Consider the following 18,887-nt stretch of genomic DNA (forward strand, 5'->3'; position numbering starts at 1 on the left):
ACGCCCGGTTACATTCCGAACCCGGAAGCTAAGCCTTACAGCGCCGATGGTACTGCAGGGGGGACCCTGTGGGAGAGTAGGACACCGCCGAACAATCATTCAGAAAAGGCCCACACCGAAATGGTGTGGGCCTTTTCTTTTTCCTGCATTACCGTGGCCCCATGAGCAGCCCCGACAGTGTCGCGAAGCACGATGAGAAGTACCTGGTCCGCGCCATACGCGCCGAGGAGTGGTCCGCCGTGCGCGCGCTGCGGCTCCAGGCGTTGCGGGACCCGGTGGCCCACCTGGCGTTCCTGGAGACGTACGAGGCCGCTGCGGCCAAGCCGGACTCCTTCTGGCAGGAGCGGGCGATCGGGGCCGCCGAAGGCGCCGCTGGAGCACGGCAGTTCATCGCGGAGGACCCGGACGGGATGTGGGTCGGGTCCGTCACCGTGCTCGTGGAGGAGGCCGGCACGACCGACTGGGCCGGGTCGCCGGTGGAGCGGCGGCAGGGGCATGTCGTGGGGGTGTACGTGCGGCCGGAACACCGGGGGTGCGGGCTCACCGAGGTGCTGTTCGACGAGGCGCTGCGCTGGGCCTGGGAGATCGGCGCGGAACGGGTGCGGCTGATCGTCCACGAGGACAACGGCCGGGCCCAGCGCTTCTACCGCCGGGTCGGCTTCCTGCCGAGCGGGGTGACCGTGCCGCTGACGGCCGATCCCGAGGCGAACGAGCTGGAGTACGTCCTCGTACGCCCGTGACGTTCTCGTACGTACGCCCGTGACGTTCTCCTACGGCCGTGACGGTCAGGCGGGGAGTTCGTCGTGCGGCCAGCGGGCGCGGGCCTGTTCGCGGGAGCGGAGCAGGGCCAGCGTCGGCAGGCCCCGGTCGGCGCCGCCGGTCAGCAGCTCGGGGAGCTGGGGGAGCGGGGCGACGGCCGCCACGTCGTCGAGGACGAGCGTGAGTGGTGGGTCGAGCCGACCGGAGGATGACCGTTCGGCCATGCGCCGGCCGTGCTCGACCACGCTTGCGGCAAGTGCCGTCAGGAGGGGCATCGCGCCCGGGTTGGTGCGGGGATCCTCGATGGATTCCCCCACCACGTAAAGCGTTCCCCCTTCATTGACGAAGGAATCCAAGGCGACGGCATCATTTCGGTGCGGGGTGCAGGCCTCCCGGATGTTCACCGTGAAGAGGGAGGCGAGCGCGCGGCCGGTCAACTCCTGGGCGATGTCGCGTCGCTCGGGGTGCGCGGTGAGCGCGGCTTCCAGTTCGCCCGCCGACCCCGGGGCCGCCTTGGGGTTGGTCCGCAGGATCCGGACCGCGTCCTGGAGTTGGGTGCCCTGCGACCAGCGGTGGACGTGCCGGATGGTGCGGCCGTCGACGGCGGCGGCGTGCAGGTAGCTGCGCAGCAGCGTCCGCGCGGTGTCGTTCACCGCCTGGTCGATCCTGGCGGTGGGGCGGACCGGGGCGAGGAGGGCACCGGCCCGTGCCACCGCCGTCTCCTTGTCGGCGCAGCCGCTGACGGGGGACCAGTGCAGGCGGGCCGGTGTGTCGCACAGGTGCGCGGGGTCGTAGAGGAGTACCGGGCCCAGTTTCGCCCGGGTGTCCTTGGTGTCCTGCCAGAGGGCGGGGTCTGAGGTGACGACGAGCGTGGGCCCGGCGGCGTCGAGGATCGCCTGGGAGGCGGTCGGCCGTCGGCTCTCCTTGGGGGCTACGACGAGCGTGGGCCGCGGGGCGTCCGGCAGCGGCTGTGGTCCCTGGGGACCTGCCGGGACCGCGACGGGCGCTGTGGAGGCGGCGGGGGCGGCCGGGCGGAGCGGCGCGGCCGGTGCGGCCGGGATGTGCGGCTCCGGAACCGTGTGCTGGGGCGGCTGGGCCGGTGGCGCGGCGGCCGGCTGTTGGTGGGGATCGTAGGGCGCCCGCTGGGCCGGCACCTCGTGGGGGGCCTGCGCGGGGCTGTCCTGTGGGGCGGTCGCGGCGGGGTGGGGCGCGCGGGCGCGGGCCGCCGCGGCCTCTTCCCGCCTGCGTGCGCGTCCCGCCCGCCATCTCGCCGTGGTGCCCAGGACGAACACGGTCAGCACGAACAACACCATCAGCTGGCCGATGAACAGGCCCCAGAACAGCCCGTAGCCGGAGAGGCTGCCCGGCGGGGTGTCGGACCAGGCGCCCGGGATGTCGTGCGGCCGGCCGATGAGATGGCGCATGGCCACGGGCGTATGGGTGAAGGTGACGCCCGACGGCCAGGAGCCGTGCGTGAACAGGCCGGCCAGGCCGGTAGCCGTCCACACCAGCACGGTCATGCCGAGGAGGAAGGCGAGCAGGCCGATCAGCAGGCCGTCCGGGATGCCGCCCTGCCCCCGGCCCTTTCCGCGGTCGTGGTCGTCGGGTCTCACGGTGCCCCGCCTCTCCTACGCCACCGTCGACTCGGAGGAGCCGCCCAGGTCGGGGACGTGCTGTTCCACGAAGGCGGCCGCCCGCTGCTCGGCCTCCAGTTCGGCGGCGCGCAGGGCGTCGTCGGCGGCGAAGTGGTCGTGGGAGGACTCGGTCATGGCCCGGTCGGTGAAGACCAGGGGCCGTTCCGTCTCGGTGATCAGGTGTTTGACGACCTGGACGTTGCCGTTGACGTCCCACACGGCGATGCCCGGGGTGAGCGTGGGGATGATCTCCACCGCCCACCGGGGCAGCCCGAGCACCCGGCCCGTCGCGCGCGCCTCGTCGGCCTTCTGGGCGTAGATGGTCCTGGTGGAGGCCATCTTCAGGATGGCCGCGGCCTCCTTCGCCGCCGCGCCGTCGACCACGTCGGACAGGTGGTGGACGACGGCGACGAACGACAGACCGAGCCGGCGTCCGAACTTCAGCAGCCGCTGGAACAGTTGGGCGACGAATGGGCTGTTGATGATGTGCCAGGCCTCTTCGACCAGGAAGATGCGCTTCTTGCGGTCGGGGCGGATCCAGGTGTGTTCCAGCCACACGCCGACGATCGCCATGAGGATGGGCATGGCGATGGAGTTGCGGTCGATGTGGGACAGGTCGAAGACGATCAGGGGGGCGTCGAGGTCGATGCCGACCGTGGTGGGGCCGTCGAACATGCCGCGCAGGTCGCCGTCGACCAGGCGGTCCAGGACCAGGGCGACGTCCAGGCCCCAGGCGCGGACGTCGTCTATGGCGACGTTCATCGCCTCCGCGGACTCCGGTTCGGGGTGGCGGAGCTGCTCGACGATGTCGGACAGGACCGGCTGGCGCTGGACGATCGTCTCGTTGACGTAGGCGTGCGCGACCTTGAGCGCGAAGCCGGAGCGCTCGTCCAGGCCGTGGCCCATCGCGACCTCGATGATGGTGCGCAGCAGCGCGAGCTGGCCGGTCGTGGTGATCGACGGGTCCAGGGGGTTGAGGCGGATGCCGTGGTTGAGGGCGGCCGTCGGGTCGAGGCGGATGGGAGTTATCCCCAGCTCCTCGGCGATGAGGTTCCACTCGCCGACGCCGTCCTCGCCCTGGGCGTCCAGGACGACGACCTGGCGGTCGCGGAAGCGGAGCTGGCGCAGGACGTACGTCTTCTCCAGGGCGGACTTGCCGTTGCCGGACTCGCCGAGGACCAGCCAGTGCGGGGCGGGGAGCTGCTGGCCGTACAGCTGGAAGGGGTCGTAGATGTAGCCCTTCCCGGAGTACACCTCGCGGCCGATGATGACGCCCGAGTCGCCGAGGCCGGGCGCGGCCGTGGGGAGGTAGACCGCCTGGGCCTGGCCCGTGGAGGTGCGCACCGGAAGCCGGGTCGTCTCGACCTTCCCGAACAGGAAGGCCGTGAAGGCGTCCGTGAGTGCGGTCAGCGGGTCCCGCATCAGAGCATCAGCCCCTACCGTCGGATTCCGGTGGCGAACGGGAGCGTGTTCACGAAGGCGCGGTGGTGCTCGCGGTCGCACCACTCCAGTTTCAGGTACGACTTTCCGGCCGAGGCGCGGATGGTGCGCTTGTCGCGGGCCAGGGCCTCGGGGGTGCGGGAGGAGACGGTGATGTAGCCGACGAGGTTGACGCCGGCCGCGCCGCTGGCGAGGTCCTCGCCGCGCTGGTCGAGGCGGTGGTGGGCCTGGACGTCGCGCGGGTCCACGGTGCGGTTCATCTTGGCGGCGCGGCTTGCCTCGGCGACGTCGTTGGTCTTCTCGGTCAGCATGCGTTCGATGGCGACCTCGGTGGGTTCGAGGTCCATGGTGACGGCGACGGTGCGGATGACGTCCGGGGTGTGGACGAGCAGCGGGGCCAGGAAGTTGACGCCGACCGGGGTCATCGGCCACTCCTTGACCCAGGCGGTGGCGTGGCACCAGGGTTCGCGGGTGGCGGACTCGCGGGTCTTGGCCTGGAGGAACGTCGGCTCCATGGCGTCCAGTTCGGCCGGCCAGGCGTTGCGCTGGGTCATCGCCTGGATGTGGTCGATCGGGTGGTCCGGGTCGTACATGGAGTGGATCAGCGAGGCGAGCCGGCCCTGGCCGAGCGGCTGGCGCACGCGGATGTCGGCCTCCTGGAGCCGGGAGCAGATGTCGGTCAGCTCGCGGGCCATGACGACGGCGAGCCCGGCGTCCCGGTCGAGCTTGCGGCCAGAGCGAGGGCGGGCGGCGCGGGCCATCGCGTGGGCCTCGGCGCCCAGTTCGCGGGTGAAGTGCATGCAGGCGACGAGGTAGGCGCGGTGCTGCTCGCTGCTGGTGGAGACCATGGACTGGAGCTGGTCGTAGGACTGCCGCAGCCACTGCGGGGACCGTTCGTCCCCGCGCTGGGTGACGTCCTTGGCGTGGGCGTCGGGGTCGGCGGGCAGGGTGCGGGCGAGCATCTGCAGGCGGGTGACGAAGCCGTCGCCGTTGGCCACGTGCTTGAGCAGGGTGCCGAACCGGTCGACCAGGGCTTCCTGGTCCTCGGAGTCGCGCAGGCCGACGCCGGGGCCCTCGATCTCGATGGCGGCGGTGACGGTCTTGCGGTCGGCGTGCAGCAGGACGGCGATCTCGTCCGGGCCGAACGGCGCCGCGAGCCAGGTGATCCGGCCGATGCCGGGCGGCGGGCCGATCTCGATCTCGCGGCCGTCGGTGCGGGTGCCGGCCTCCATGACGCCGGAGCGGTAGGCGGCGCCGCGTTTGACGGTGCGCTTGAAGCTGCGGTTGATCTCGAACCACTTGTAGAAGGTCCGGTGCCGGTAGGGCACGTAGACGGCGGCCAGGGCCAGCAGCGGGAAGCCGGCCAGCAGGACGATGCGCAGGGACAGCACCGGGACGAGGAGCCCGCACATCATGCCGATGGCCGCGCCGACGACGATCAGCGCGATCTCGCCGGTCTCGCGGTTGCGGCCGACGATGGCGTTCGGCCGGGCCCGGCCGATCAGATATGTACGGCGGGGCGTGACCGCGGGGGACACGTGGGACTCGGTCGTCAACGCCCTTCACCTCCCGTGCGGTTGGTACTGCTGTTGCGGGTGCTGCTGGCGTGGGGGGTGTTCACCGGGCTGGGGGCCCGGGGAGCGGGGGTGGCGGAGGGGACGGAGCCGCCGTTGTCCGCGGCGCGCGCGCTGTGCGCGGCGACGCCGCCGGAGGCCGGGTTGGCCGGGCGGGCGGCGGAGGCGCCGCCGCCCGCCGCGCCGTTGCTGTCGGCCCGGGTGCTGTGGGTCTTGATGCCCTGGGCGACCAGGGTCGCCGGGGAGCTGATGACGGCCGCGGCCTTGCCCTCGGCGCCCTGCATGATGCGGTTGTTGCGGCCGGCGGCGATCTCGTCGCCGAAGCCGGGGACGAAGCGGTAGATCATCGCGCTGGCGAAGATCGCGAGCAGGATGATGGCGAGGCCGGAGACGACGGCGGCGAGCGCGTCCGGGCCGTCGTCCGAGGAGAGCGCGCTGGCGAGGCCGAGCACGATGACGATCACCGGCTTGACCAGGATCACGGAGATCATGATGCCCGCCCAGCGGCGGACGTGGCCCCACAGGTTCTTGTCGACGAGCCCGGAGTAGACGACGACGCCGAGCAGGGCGCCGACGTAGAGCAGGATCGCCCTGAGGAACAGCTCCAGGTAGAGCACGCCGGCGGCGAGGATCGAGACGAGCGACACCAGGATCAGCATGATCGGACCGCCGCCGATGTCCGTGCCCTTGTCCAGCGCGCCGGCGAACGTGCCGAAGAACGTGCCGGTCTGGTCACCCGTCGCCTTGGCGAGGACGTCGCTGACGCTGTCGGTCGCGGAGACGACCGTGTAGAGGATCAGCGGGGTGAAGGCGGAGGCGAGCACCGTCAGCCAGAGGAAGCCGACCGCTTCCGAGAGCGCGGTGGACAGCGGCACGCCGCGCACGGCCCGCTTGGCGACGGCCAGCAGCCACAGCAGGAGCGTGAGGATGGCGGAGGCCGCGAAGACGAGGGCGTACTGCTGGAGGAACTTCTGGTTGGTGAAGTCGACCGTGGCGGTCTCCTTCACGGCCTTGCTGAGCTGCTTGACGGTCCAGGAGGCGGCGTCGGCACAGCCTTTGGCCAGGGAGGAGAGGGGGTCGAGGGGGGAGGTGGGGTCGGTGGTGAGGCCGTTGGACTTCGAGGTGCCGCTGCTGCCCTTTTCGCAGTAGTCCTTGGCGGGCCCGCGGATCAGATCGCACGGATCACTGCTGCGCGGCGCCGACGGGGTGCTGCTGGGCGAAGGCGGCGCTGCGAGGGCGTTCGCGGCCAGCAGCACCAAGCCGGTCTGTACGGCGGTGGCGGCAGCCGTCACCTTCAGGAAGCGGTGGTTAGCGCGCATACGTGAAGCCTCCGTACTCCTCGACGGCCTTCGTCATGTCGTCGGCGGTGGAGGCCCGCTGGTCGCGTCCGACCGGGACGGGGCCGTCCTTCTGCTGGAAGTCGGTGACCTTCCAGTCGTTGTCGACCCAGGTGAGCCGGTACGTCGTGGTGTACCAGCTCTCACTGACGGGGTTGGTCGACGCCTGGCCGGACAGGCCGAAGAGCGACGTGTACCAGACCTCGACGCTCGCGCCGTCGCCGCTCAGTGAGGTGATCTTGGTGCCTACCGGCGCCACGCGGGAGACGAATGTCTGCCCGGCGGGTGCGGAGCCCTTCTTGTCGAGCCCGATGCTGGCGAGGAACTTCTCGTTCGAGTAAGCGTTGTCCAGGTCCGTCTGGCGGCGGGCGGCGACATCCGGGGCGTACACCGTGTTCACGATCCGGTGTCGGGCCTCGGTGTTGAACATCTCCGCGGAGCCCAGGGCCACCGAGTAGTTCGCCGCCGCGCTCTGTGCCCCCTGCTGGTCGTGGGCGAAGCCGGAGGGGAGGCCTGCTGTTTTCGTCGTCACGGGGTGTTTGCCGGTCGGGGCGGTGGCCGCGGCCTTCGGCCCGGTGCCGCCGTCGGCGGAGTCCGCCGCGGAGGAGCCGCCGCCCCCGCGGTTGGCGAAGGCGATCGCGGCGATGAGGAGGACGACCACGGCGACCACCGTGACCAGGCTGCGTGAGGGCGAACGGGCGCCGCGCCGGGCGCCGCCGTAGGGGTCGCCGGCCCGGTCGGGGAGCCGGGTGCGGGTCTGCCCGCCGCCGTAGGGGTCGTCGGAGCGCGCCATGTCGCCGTGTCCGTGCTCGTCTCCGAGACTCATGCTCGGTACGCCCCCTCGACGTTGACCTCGACCTCGTGGCGGAACGCGTGGAAGTTCGACGGTAGCCGTGCTGGTTCCCGCGTGGGCGCGGTGTGGTGACTCGACATCAGGGAAACGCAACCTCGGCCGGTGGGCACGGTGGACGGGTGGGGGCGGCGGGGGCACCGGTCGCGCCCCGAGGGGCCGGCCGGCGGCAGGGACGGGGCGCCGTGCGCGGCATGCGCGGGGGTGCGCCGGTCACATGGGTCGCACGGTCTACACCGCCATGCCGTACACGATGGTGAACAGCGTGCCGAGGGACCCGATGATGAAGACCCCGGTGAGGCCGGCGATGATCAGGCCCTTGCCCTGTTCCGCGCTGAAGGTGTCGCGCAGCGCGGTCGCGCCGATCCGCTGCTTCGCGGCGCCCCAGACGGCGATGCCGAGGCAGAGCAGGATGGCCACCGCCATCACGACCTCGATCATCACCTTCGCCTCGTTGCCCAGGCTGCCGAAGGGGCCCCAGTCCGGAGCGATCCCGCCGATGATGGTGTTGATGTCTCCCTTGCCGGCCGCAAAGAGCATGTAAGTCACCGCCCCTGGTGGGTAGTTCCGCGACCCCTGCGGGCATGCGGAGGTCAGGCCTCATTGTCCCCGACAATGCCGCCTGCGGATGTCGACTTGGCGTCATTGGCCGGCGGGATTCGTTCGTATGGTTACTGTGTGTATCACAGCAGGTCACGCCGGGCAATGAGGTCGGACCGGAACCTGTGGTGCGGTTCTGTCGTTGTCACTTTTCCGCCCTGCCATGGTTTCTGACGGCCAGTCGGGTGAGTGGTCGTGTCGATGGTCTCACGAGTGGTGCGGGACGGTCAGTCGCGCCCGCTCGCGCGCGGGGCGCATCGGGCGGTGGGACAAGGGGGGCGATGCGGGGCAGACTGTGCGGTGAACGGGGGTTTCACAGGAAAATCTCAGTGAAGTCGGGATCCGTTTCTCACCTTCTTGAGACACAGTGGTGCTTGATGAAGCGCACCCCAGGTACCCCGAGCCCCGCACGTCACGGACGCCCCCGTGCCCGCGCCCGGCACCAGGCGCTGTTCGTGGGTCTGATGCTGATCGCCGTGACCTCCGCCTCCGTAGCGGCCGCCGACGACGGCCCAGGACCGTTGGGGGTGACTGCCGTCACCACCGTGACTCCGCTGAGCGCGCGGGTCGGCGCGTTGTTCGGCGCCGACAAGGCGCACCATCTCAGCGGCAACCACTTCTGCACCGCCTCCGTGGTGCACAGCCCCCACGGGAACCTCGTCCTCAGCGCAGCCCACTGCCTGGCCGACGGCGCGGACGTCGTCTTCGCGCCGGGGTACCGCGACGGCAAGGCGCCGTACGGGACGTGGAAGGTGAAGAAGCGCTTCCTGCCCGACGGCTGGTCCAAGGACGAGGACGAGGACAGCGACCTGGCCTTCGCCGTGATCGCCCCGCGCCGCGGCGCGGACGGCGGGACGGAGAACATCGAGGACGTCGTCGGCGCCAACCGCTTCGTCGCCGGGGTGGCGACCGGGGCGACCGCCGTGACCGTCACCGGCTATCCGGACTCCCGGGAAGAGCCCATCAGCTGTACCAACAAGCCCAGCTCGCACAGCCGTACGCAGCAGCGCATCGACTGCCCCGAGTTCACCAGCGGCACCAGCGGCAGCCCGTGGATCAACGGTGACCGGGAGGTCGTCGGGGTGCTCGGCGGCCATGAGATGGGCGGGTCCACGCCGGACACGTCGTACAGCGTCGCCTTCCGGGCCGAGGCCGCCGAGCTGTACAAGGACGCCGCCGCCGACCCGTGAACGGCGAGCCGCGGCCCCTGGCCGCTGGGGCGGCCGAGGTGAGGCGGCCGGCAGGGGCGGCGGTGGCGGCCGGGGCGCCGGCGGGATGCGGCGCAGGTCTGTTTTCGGCCTGATTCCGGCGTGTGTGATCACTCCGGGAAGGCGGGGTGCGACCCTAAACTGTCCGAGGTGGACTCCCGGGCGGCGAGGGGTGGTTGACGGTGCGTAGGGCATGGGTCGTGGGCATCGCCGCTGTCGGTTCCGGGCTCGCCTTCGTGCTGGTGCTCGTCGTCGGGGTGTACCTCGTCGCCGGGAACCTGGCGGGCGGTGTCGGCAGGGGCGCGGTGGGGCTCGCGAAGGGCGCCGTGCCGGCCGCCTACAGCACGCTCGTGCAGAAGTGGGGCAACCTCTGCCCGGCGATCAACCCGGCCTTGCTGGCCGCCCAGTTGTACCAGGAGAGCGGCTTCAACCCGAACGCGCGGAGCGGGGCGGCGGCCGAGGGCATAGCGCAGTTCATCCCCGGCACCTGGGCCACGCACGGCGTCGACGGCAACGGCGACGGCAAGCGGGACGTGTGGGACCCCGATGACGCGATCCCGTCGGCCGCGTCCTACGACTGCGAACTCGCCAAGTACGTGCGGAGCGTGCCGGGGGACGCCACGCACAACATGCTGGCCGCCTACAACGCGGGGGCGGACGCGGTCATCCGGTACGGGGGCGTACCGCCGTACTCCGAGACCCAGAACTACGTGAAGACGATCACGACGCTGGCGGAGACCTTCGCCGCGCCCGTCGCCCGGGTCGATCCGTCCCAGCAGGCGGCGGGGGCCATCTCCTACGCCCAGAGCAAGCTCGGCACGCCCTATCTGTGGGGCGGTGAGGGCAGCGCTGAGCAGGGCGGCCGGTTCGACTGCTCGGGGCTGACGCAGGCCGCGTACCGGAGTGTGGGGATCACCCTGCCGCGCGTCGCCAACGACCAGTACAACGCCGGGCCGCACCCCCAGCGCGACGAACTGCTCCCGGGCGACCTGGTCTTCTTCTCGCACGATCCGGCCGATTCGCGGGCCATTCATCACGTCGGCATCTACGTGGGCGGCGGCTACATGATCGACGCGCCGTACACCGGGGCCGTGATCCGGTTCGACCCGATCGACGGCTCGGACTACTTCGGTGCGACCCGGGTCACCGAAGATGGCGCGAAAGCGCTCCCCGCCAGGGCGTGAACTGAGTGTGAACCTGCCCCCTGAGCTGCGGTGATGAGTCTCTCTTCGGTAACGTCTGCGTGATCTTTCGGTGGAGTGTGGAACGTATGAAACGGGACCGTGCGTTCCTGTTGACGTAGACCGGCGGACGTCGGACGGAGCGCGCGTCGCGCACGCGTGCCGACGGCGAAGCGGACCTACGACCACGGGGGTGGCAGGCGCGGCGCACACAGGGTGCGCCCGGAACGACACGACGAAGGGGCCGCAGCACGATGGCTGGACTCGCCGAATCCGGGTCGAACCCCGACGTCGACCTGCTCTACGACATCAACGGCCTCGCCAAGGGCGCCCCCCACTGGTTCGACCGCCTCATGGAGTTCGTCGGCGAGTACGGGCTGCTGCTGGCCATGGTGCTGCTGGTGGTGTGGTGCTGGTGGTCCGTGCGGCGGCGGGGCGGGGAGGACGCCACCTCGTCCGTGGCCGCGCTGGTGTGGGCACCGCTGGCGGCCGGGGCCGCGGTCCTGGTGAACGTGCCGATCCGGGGTTTCGTGGAGCGGCGCCGCCCCTTCCTGGACCATCAGGGGCTGGACGTCCTGGTGCAGGGGAAGACCGACTTCTCGTTCGTGAGCGACCACGCGACGCTCACCATGGCGATGGCGGCGGCGCTGTTCGTGGCCGACCGGCGGTTCGGTCTGGCGGGCATCGCTCTGGCGCTGCTGGAGGGGTTCTGCCGGGTGTACATGGGCGTGCACTACCCGACCGACGTGGTCGGCGGGTTCGCGCTCGGCACGGCGGTCGCGCTGCTGCTGTCCCCGGTCGCGATGGCGCTGCTCACGCCCGTGCTGCGGGCGGTCGAGGGGACGCGCTGGGGCGGCTGGCTCGTCCGTGGCCGGCGGGACGCCGGGGTGCGCCGGATGCTGTCGGACGCGCGCGGCGAGGAGCGGGCCTCGGCCGAGGAACGGGACCTGGCGGCTTAGGGCTGCTGCCGGAAAGGTCTGCCGGGCCTCGCGAGCCGGTGGGCCCTTCCGGTCGCGGTACCAGCGGCCCCGGAGACCTGGAGCCCGCGGCGGGGCCCCGTGGTCCGGGCCTACAGGCCCTGCGCGTAGGAGAAGAACCGATCCGGGTCGTACCGCTGCTTCACCTTCGCCAGGCGGCCCGCGGCGTCGCCGTAGTAGGCCGTCCGCCAGTCCGTCAGCGTGGCGTCGCTGTAGTTCTGGTACGCCGCTCCGGACGCGTACGGCCGCAGGGCGCCGTGGGCCGCGGTGAGCCAGGCCTGCGCGGCCGTCCCCGGGGTGCCGGGGCTCCATGAGGCGATGTACTGGGCGAGCATCCGCGAGCGGCGGTGCACGAAGGCGGTCGCCGTGGGGGAGACCCGGTTGACCGCGCCGCCCAGGGCGGTGAACGCGATGCTGCCGGCGCCGCCGCGCACCGCCCGCACCTGGGCGAGCAGCGCCCGGACGCCGGCCGGGGAGAGCGAGCGGTCGAAGAAGTCCGAGCGGGCCGCGTAGGTCTCGCGGCCGAGCGCGCCCTGCGGCGAGCGGCCCGGCGTGGCACCCGGCAGGTGGCACTGGGGTTCGGCCGGGAAGGACGAGCAGCCCGCGTACGCCTCCATGGCGCCCTGGTAGGAGTGGCGTTTGAGGGTGACGCTCGACGCGCGGGCGCCGGCCCGGTCGGCCAGCCGGTCGACGGCGTTCTGCAACTCGCCGTAGGTGCCCAGGGAGAACGCGGCCACGGAGACGCGCGGGGTGCCGCCCGGGGTGTTCTCCAGGTGCAGGGAGGACCAGATCTCGTCCGGCTGGTCCGGGCCCCACTCCTGCCAGGCCCGTACCACCGCCGCTGCCCGGGCCCACGGCCAGGTCAGGTAGGCCGAGACCGCCTGGGGGGCGGGGTGGGTGCGGAAGCGGAGTTCGGTGACGACGCCGAAGTTGCCGTTGCCCGCGCCGCGCAGTGCCCAGAACAGGTCGGCGTTCTCGGTGGCGTTCGCGGTGAGCTGCCGGCCGTCGGCCGTGACGAGGGTGGCCTGGGTCAGGCTGTCGCAGGTCAGGCCGTAGGCGCGGGAGACGACGCCGTGGCCGCCGCCGAGGACCAGACCGGAGACGCCCACGGTCGGGCAGGAGCCCGCCGGTATGGTCACGCCCTTGGCGGCGAGCGCGCGGTAGACGTCGATGAGCTTGGCGCCCGCGCCGACCACCGCGGAGGTGCCGCTCGCCCGGACCGCGGCGAGCTTCGACACGTCGACGACGAGGCGGCCGTCGCCGGAGGACCAGCCCGCGTAGGAGTGGCCGCCGTTGCGGACGGCCACGCGCAGGTGGTGGGCGCGGGCGTAGGCGAGGGTCGTACGGATGTCGTCGGCGTGCGCCACGTAGGCGACGGCGGCGGGCCGCAGGCCGTCGAAGCGGGTGTTGTAGAGCCGGGCGGCGGTGGTCCAGTGGGCGTCGCCGGGGCGGAGCAGGGTGCCGTCGAGGGAGCGGGCGAGCGCGCTCCAGTCGGCGGGGGCCGCGGTGCGGTGCCCCGTGGCGGGGGAGGCTGTGCGGGGCCCCGTGCCGCCGGGGCGGGGACTTCGTGCCGCCGTCGCGGTGCCTTTGCCGCCGCTGTCGCCGCCGTTGCCGTCGCAGGCCGTGGCGAGGGCGGCGACCGTGACCGCGCCGCCCGCCATGAACGCACGCCGTTCCATACTCCGCGCCTCCTGTCGCCCTTCGTGGACCGAGACGACCGGAGGGCCCGCGGGGTTCCCGTGGGCCGGAAGCTGTCCTTCCGCCTCCGCGGGGGCGCTGCCCGCGGGCGGTGGTCCCGGCCGGCGTTCCGCCGGGCGCCGGCCCCTGAACCGGGGACGGAGTGCAGGATTCCGGGACCCGGGCGTGTTCTCCCCGTGAGCATTCCGTGACCTCACCGCACCGTCGGCAGGGGTTCACCCCTCGTTCACTTCCGGCCATCGGCGGCTTCACCTGTTCTGCCTAATTTCGGCCTTACCGGTGCTGCGGCGCGTCTTCGCGCAGCGGTGCCAGTCACTCTTCGCACGCCGCCGATCAGGACGGCGGCTCCTGGAAGGAACTCCCTCAAGTGAAGCTTCAGCGCAAGAACCGGCGGGCACTCGCTCTCGGCGTCCTCGCCGTCTCCGGCGCCCTGGCCCTCACGGCGTGCGGTTCGGACGACACCGGCGGGAAGAGCGGCGCCGCCGGGGGTGGCAGCACCACGGCCTCCAACAGCTCCGTCAAGTGCGACGGCGCCAAGGGGCAGCTGCTGGCGGACGGCTCTTCCGCGCAGAAGAACGCGATCGACGCCTGGGTCAAGCAGTTCAGCCAGGCCTGCGGCACGCAGATCAACTACAAGGGCGGCGGCTCCGGCGCCGGTGTCACGGCGTTCGGCCAGGGCCAGGTCGCCTTCGCCGGTTCGGACTCCGCGCTGAAGCCCGAAGAGGTCGAGGCCTCGAAGAAGGTCTGCACCGGCGGCCAGGGCATCGACCTGCCGATGGTGGGCGGCCCGATCGCGGTCGGCTACAACCTCTCCGGCGTCGACGACCTGGTGCTGGACGCCCCCACGCTGGCCAAGATCTTCGACGGCAAGGTCACGACCTGGGACGCGCCGGAGATCAAGAAGCTGAACCCCAAGGCGAAGCTGCCCAGCCTCAAGATCCAGGCCTTCCACCGCTCGGACGAGTCCGGCACCACCGACAACTTCACCAAGTACCTCAAGGCCGCCGCGCCGAACGACTGGAAGTACTCCGGCGGCAAGGCCTGGCAGGCGCAGGGCGGCCAGGCCGCTCCGCAGTCCTCCGGTGTGGCCCAGCAGGTCAAGCAGACCAACGGCGCCATCGGCTACTTCGAGCTGTCGTACGCCAAGGACGTGCACACGGTCGCCATCGACACCGGCGCCTCCGCCCCGGTCAAGGCCACCGTCGAGAACGCCAGCAAGGCCATCGCGGACGCCAAGGTCGTCGGCACCGGCAAGGACCTGTCGCTGCAGCTGAACTACACCACCAAGGCCGAGGGCGCGTACCCGATGGTCCTGGTCACCTACGAGATCGTCTGCGACAAGGGCAACAAGTCCGACACCCTGCCGGCCACCAAGGCGTTCCTGCGCTACATCGCCAGCCAGGACGGCCAGAACGTGCTCACCCAGAAGGACTACGCGCCGATCCCCGACGCGATCATCAGCAAGGTCCGCACCACCATCGAGGGCCTGAGCTGACCTGCGTGCGGTCCGGTCCCCCGCCCGGGGCCGGGCCGCACCGTCCGGTGCACCGCCGCCAGGGGCCCGCCACCGCGCAGGGCTCCGCAGACCGGAGAACCCGATGGACATATCCACACAGAAGACAGACGCAGACGCTCCCCCCCTCCCGCCCCGGCCGGCCCCGGCCGAGCCCCGGCGCGCCGGCCGCGGCGTGACCCGTCCCGGAGACCGGATCTTCCTCGGGCTCTCCCGCGGGTCGGGCATCCTGCTGCTGGTGATCATGGCCGCGATCGCGGCCTTCCTGACCTACCGCGCGTGCCTGGCCATCAGCAAGGACGACGGCAACTTCCTGACCACCTTCGAGTGGAACACCGGTGTGCAGCCGCCGGTCTTCGGCATCGCGGTGCTGGCCTTCGGCACGGTGGTCTCCTCGGTCATCGCCATGGTCGTCGCGGTCCCGGTCGCGGTCGCCATCGCGCTCTTCCTCACCCACTACGCCCCGCGCCGGCTCAGCGGCCCGATCTCGTACGTGATCGACCTGCTGGCCGCCGTGCCGTCCATCGTGTACGGCCTGTGGGGCGCCCTGGTCCTCGTGCCGCACCTCGACGGCCTCTTCGGCTGGCTGAACGACTACCTGGGCTGGACCGGCGTCTTCTCGTGGGAGGGCGGCCCGCCCCGCTCGGTGCTGACCGTGAGCATCCTGCTCGCCGTCATGATCCTGCCGATCGTGACCAACGTCAGCCGTGAGGTCTTCCGCCAGGCCCCGCGGATGCACCAGGAGGCCGCGCTCGCCCTCGGTGCCACGCGCTGGGAGGTCATCCGCATGGCGGTGCTGCCCTTCGGCCGCTCCGGTGTGATCTCCGCCTCGATGCTCGGTCTGGGCCGTGCGCTCGGCGAGACGATCGCAGTCGCCACCGTGCTCTCGCCGACCTTCGACATCAAGGCCAGCCTGCTCGACCCGGGCGGCGGCACCTTCGCCCAGAACATCGCCAGCAAGTTCAGCGAGGCGACGGAGTTCGGCCGTGACGCGCTGATCGCCTCCGGTCTGGTCCTGTTCGTCATCACCCTGCTGGTCAACGGCGCGGCCCGGCTGATCATCGCCCGCCGCAAGGAGTACTCGGGGGCCAACGCATGAGCACCGCAGCCATCGCCGACCAGCGCACGAGCAGCCTGCGCGGCGCCTCCCTGCCCCGCTGGGCCCCGTGGGCCATCGCCGCCAGCGCCGTCGTCGCCGCCGTCGTCATCGGCCTCGTCGGCGGCCTGCACAGCCGGGTGCAGCAGGGGCTGATCGCCGCCGTCCTGTTCGTCCTGGGCACGTACGGCGTCACCGCCCGGATCGAGGGCCGCCGCCAGGCCAAGGACCGGGTGGTCACCAGCCTCGTCTGGGTGGCCTTCCTGCTCGCCCTGGTGCCGCTGATCTCCCTGGTCTGGACGACCGTGCGGCGCGGTGTGAAGGTCCTGGACTTCTACTTCCTGTCCCACTCGATGGGCGTCGTCGCGGACACCGAGGTGGGCGGCGGCATCTACCACGCCATCATCGGAAGCCTCGAACAGGTCGGCCTCGCCACCGTCATCGGCGCGCCGATCGGCGTGCTCACCGCGATCTACCTGGTGGAGTACGGCCGCGGCAACCTCGCCCGGGCCGTCACCTTCTTCGTCGACGTGATGACCGGCATCCCCTCGATCGTCGCGGGCCTGTTCATCCTCAGCCTGATGCTGATCTTCAAGCTGCAGCCGTTCGGTTTCGCCGGCTCGCTGGCCCTGGCCATCCTGATGATGCCGGTCGTGGTCCGCTCCACCGAGGAGATGCTGAAGCTCGTACCGAACGAGCTGCGCGAGGCGTCGCTCGCCCTCGGCGTGCCGAAGTGGCGCACGATCCTGAAGGTCGTCCTGCCGACCGCGCTCGGCGGCATCACCACCGGCGTCGTGCTGGCCATCGCCCGTATCGCCGGTGAGACGGCGCCCGTGCTGCTGCTGGTGTTCGGCAACCCCTTCATCAACACCAACCCGTTCGACGGGGCGCAGTCCTCGCTGCCGCTGTACATCTACCAGCAGTACACGAACAGCGTGGGCAGCGGAGCGGCGTACGACCGGGCGTGGGCGGCCTCGCTCACCCTGATCGCCGCGGTGATGATCCTCAACCTGGTGGCCCGCGGCATCGCCCGCTGGAAGGCCCCTCGTTAACCAATCTGCGGCTACCGCCGTGTGGCCGGTCGCTGGGCGACCCCTCGGCGACTGAGACGGAAGTGAAGAAGTAGTCATGGCCAAGCGAATCGACGTGAGCGGGCTCACCGCCTACTACGGCTCCCACAAGGCGATCGAGGACATCTCGATGACGGTCGAGCCGCGTTCGGTGACGGCCTTCATCGGGCCCTCCGGCTGCGGCAAGTCGACGTTCCTGCGCACCCTGAACCGGATGCACGAGGTCACCCCCGGCGGCCGGGTCGAGGGCAAGGTGATGCTGGACGCCGAGGACCTGTACGGGGCCGGGATCGACCCGGTCTCGGTCCGCCGTGAGGTGGGCATGGTCTTCCAGCGGCCGAACCCGTTCCCCACCATGTCGATCTTCGACAACGTGGCGGCGGGGCTCCGGCTGAACGGCGACTACAAGAAGAGCGAGCTGAACGACGTCGTCGAGAAGTCGCTCCGGGGCGCCAACCTCTGGAACGAGGTCAAGGACCGCCTGAACAAGCCGGGCGCCGGGCTCTCCGGCGGTCAGCAGCAGCGGCTGTGCATCGCCCGCGCGATCGCGGTCGAGCCGAAGGTGCTGCTGATGGACGAGCCGTGCTCCGCGCTGGACCCGATCTCGACCCTCGCCATCGAGGACCTGATCGGCGAGCTGAAGGAACGCTTCACGATCGTCATCGTGACGCACAACATGCAGCAGGCGGCGCGGGTCTCGGACCGTACGGCGTTCTTCAACCTGGCGGGCGTGGGCCAGCCGGGCCGGCTGATCGAGATCGACGACACCGAGCGGATCTTCTCCAACCCGTCGGTGCAGGCCACGGAGGACTACATCTCCGGCCGCTTCGGCTGATCCGAAGACCCCTCGCGGTGCTGCATGGCGGTGCCACCGTGAGGACGCGGAAGGGCCCGCCCCCGGCTCCCGGGGGCGGGCCCTGTGCGTGTGCCGGCGTACGCCGCGGTTCCTACAGGAAGGCGAGGTCGATCAGCCAGAAGGCGACGGCCGAGACGATCGCCGCCGCGGGCATGGTGATGAACCAGCCGAGGACGATGTTCTTGGCGACGCCCCAGCGCACGGCGTTGACCCGCTTCGTCGCGCCCACGCCCATGATCGCCGAGGTGATCACGTGGGTGGTGGAGATGGGGGCCTTGAAGAGGAAGGCCGTGCCGAACATGATCGACGCGCCGGTCGCCTCGGCCGCGAAGCCCTGCGGCGGGTCCAGTTCGATGATCTTGCGGCCCAGGGTGCGCATGATGCGCCAGCCGCCCGCGTAGGTGCCCAGCGACAGCATCAGTGCGGAGACCAGCTTCACCCACACCGGGATCGGGTCGCCGTAGGTCTCGACGCCGCCGATGACCAGCGCCATCACCACGACGCCCATGGTCTTCTGCGCGTCCTGGAGGCCGTGGCCGAGGGCCATGCCGGCCGCCGAGACGGTCTGCGCTATGCGGAAGCCGCGCTTGGCCTTGTGCGGGTTGGTCCGGCGGAAGATCCACATGATCGCCGTCATGACCAGGTAGCCGACGATCAGGCCGACCACCGGGGACAGGAACATCGGGGTGACGACCTTGTCCAGCACGCCTGACCAGTGCACCGTCGTGCCACCCGCGAGCGCCGCGCCGACCAGGCCGCCGAACAGGGCGTGCGAGGAGGACGAGGGCAGGCCGAAGTACCAGGTGACCAGGTTCCAGACGATGGCGCCCAGCAGCGCCGAGAAGAGGATCCCCATCCCCTTGCTGCCGGTCGGGGTGTCGATCAGCCCCTCGCTGACCGTCTTGGCGATGCCGCTGCCCAGGAAGGCGCCGGCGAGGTTCATCACCGCGGCCATCGCCAGCGCGGCGCGCGGGGTGAGCGCGCGCGTGGAGACGGAGGTGGCGATGGCGTTGGCGGAGTCGTGGAAGCCGTTGGTGTAAGCGAAACCGAGCGCGACCAGGATGGTCACAACCAGAGCGAAGGTGTCCATGGAC

16 protein-coding genes and 1 rRNA gene are annotated in these 18,887 nt (G+C 71.2%); 9 read left to right on the top strand and 8 right to left on the bottom strand.

What is annotated here, in order from left to right:
- Positions 1-93, top strand: a 5S ribosomal RNA gene (rrf, locus tag ACFC02_RS13150); the annotation flags it as partial.
- A gap of 68 nt (positions 94-161) precedes the next feature.
- Positions 162-740, top strand: coding sequence for a GNAT family N-acetyltransferase (locus ACFC02_RS13155; protein WP_376355927.1), 579 nt, complete (start codon positions 162-164; stop codon positions 738-740).
- Between the two features lie 45 nt (positions 741-785).
- On the opposite strand, the gene ACFC02_RS13160 is transcribed toward ACFC02_RS13155, so the two are convergent.
- From ACFC02_RS13160 to ACFC02_RS13185, 6 genes are all read right to left on the bottom strand, one after another.
- Positions 786-2,372 (bottom strand): type VI secretion protein, encoded by a 1,587-nt coding sequence (locus ACFC02_RS13160; protein ID WP_376355929.1) that lies wholly within the window; start codon positions 2,370-2,372, stop codon positions 786-788.
- Between the two features lie 15 nt (positions 2,373-2,387).
- Positions 2,388-3,815, bottom strand: coding sequence for an ATP-binding protein (locus tag ACFC02_RS13165; protein WP_376355931.1), 1,428 nt, complete (start codon positions 3,813-3,815; stop codon positions 2,388-2,390).
- A 14-nt stretch (positions 3,816-3,829) separates the two neighbouring features.
- Complete coding sequence (locus tag ACFC02_RS13170; protein ID WP_360967615.1) at positions 3,830-5,389, bottom strand: SCO6880 family protein; 1,560 nt, start codon at positions 5,387-5,389, stop codon at positions 3,830-3,832.
- The gene (locus ACFC02_RS13175; protein ID WP_376355933.1) at positions 5,386-6,726 is read right to left on the bottom strand and encodes a hypothetical protein; all 1,341 of its coding nucleotides are present in this window, start codon (positions 6,724-6,726) and stop codon (positions 5,386-5,388) included. The genes ACFC02_RS13170 and ACFC02_RS13175 overlap by 4 nt, the downstream gene beginning before the upstream one ends.
- Positions 6,716-7,570, bottom strand: a complete 855-nt coding sequence (locus ACFC02_RS13180) for a hypothetical protein (protein WP_376355935.1) — start codon at positions 7,568-7,570, stop codon at positions 6,716-6,718. Before ACFC02_RS13180 ends, ACFC02_RS13175 begins: the two co-directional genes overlap by 11 nt.
- Before the next feature lie 255 nt (positions 7,571-7,825).
- Positions 7,826-8,134 (bottom strand): hypothetical protein, encoded by a 309-nt coding sequence (locus ACFC02_RS13185; RefSeq protein WP_376355937.1) that lies wholly within the window; start codon positions 8,132-8,134, stop codon positions 7,826-7,828.
- 437 nt (positions 8,135-8,571) lie between these two features.
- Between ACFC02_RS13185 and ACFC02_RS13190 the strand changes: the two genes are divergently transcribed.
- From ACFC02_RS13190 to ACFC02_RS13200, 3 genes are all read left to right on the top strand, one after another.
- Complete coding sequence (locus ACFC02_RS13190) at positions 8,572-9,384, top strand: trypsin-like serine peptidase (RefSeq protein ID WP_376355939.1); 813 nt, start codon at positions 8,572-8,574, stop codon at positions 9,382-9,384.
- A 194-nt stretch (positions 9,385-9,578) separates the two neighbouring features.
- On the top strand, positions 9,579-10,586 hold the full coding sequence (locus ACFC02_RS13195) for an NlpC/P60 family protein (RefSeq protein WP_376355941.1): 1,008 nt from the start codon (positions 9,579-9,581) through the stop codon (positions 10,584-10,586).
- 251 nt (positions 10,587-10,837) lie between these two features.
- Positions 10,838-11,542, top strand: coding sequence for a phosphatase PAP2 family protein (locus ACFC02_RS13200; protein WP_376355943.1), 705 nt, complete (start codon positions 10,838-10,840; stop codon positions 11,540-11,542).
- 110 nt (positions 11,543-11,652) lie between these two features.
- Here the strand turns inward: ACFC02_RS13200 and ACFC02_RS13205 are convergent, their stop codons facing one another.
- Positions 11,653-13,239 (bottom strand): FAD-binding oxidoreductase, encoded by a 1,587-nt coding sequence (locus ACFC02_RS13205; RefSeq protein WP_376355945.1) that lies wholly within the window; start codon positions 13,237-13,239, stop codon positions 11,653-11,655.
- A gap of 386 nt (positions 13,240-13,625) precedes the next feature.
- Between ACFC02_RS13205 and pstS the strand changes: the two genes are divergently transcribed.
- The 4 genes from pstS to pstB all read left to right on the top strand — a co-directional run bounded on the left by pstS (position 13,626) and on the right by pstB (position 17,772).
- Positions 13,626-14,753: a phosphate ABC transporter substrate-binding protein PstS gene (gene pstS, locus ACFC02_RS13210; protein ID WP_376355947.1), complete on the top strand. Its 1,128-nt coding sequence runs from the start codon at positions 13,626-13,628 to the stop codon at positions 14,751-14,753.
- Positions 14,754-14,856: 103 nt separating this feature from the next.
- Positions 14,857-15,870, top strand: coding sequence for a phosphate ABC transporter permease subunit PstC (pstC, locus tag ACFC02_RS13215; RefSeq protein WP_376355949.1), 1,014 nt, complete (start codon positions 14,857-14,859; stop codon positions 15,868-15,870).
- On the top strand, positions 15,867-16,919 hold the full coding sequence (gene pstA, locus ACFC02_RS13220; protein WP_376355951.1) for a phosphate ABC transporter permease PstA: 1,053 nt from the start codon (positions 15,867-15,869) through the stop codon (positions 16,917-16,919). Before pstC ends, pstA begins: the two co-directional genes overlap by 4 nt.
- A 76-nt stretch (positions 16,920-16,995) precedes the next feature.
- Positions 16,996-17,772 carry a phosphate ABC transporter ATP-binding protein PstB gene (gene pstB, locus ACFC02_RS13225; RefSeq protein WP_376355953.1) on the top strand — a complete coding sequence of 259 codons (777 nt, stop codon included), beginning with the start codon at positions 16,996-16,998 and terminating at the stop codon, positions 17,770-17,772.
- Positions 17,773-17,884: 112 nt separating this feature from the next.
- Here the strand turns inward: pstB and ACFC02_RS13230 are convergent, their stop codons facing one another.
- Positions 17,885-18,883, bottom strand: a complete 999-nt coding sequence (locus tag ACFC02_RS13230) for an inorganic phosphate transporter (protein ID WP_360967582.1) — start codon at positions 18,881-18,883, stop codon at positions 17,885-17,887.
- Positions 18,884-18,887 lie beyond the last annotated feature (4 nt).

The organism is Streptomyces sp. NPDC056160, from assembly GCF_042268205.1.
GTDB lineage: Bacteria > Actinomycetota > Actinomycetes > Streptomycetales > Streptomycetaceae > Streptomyces.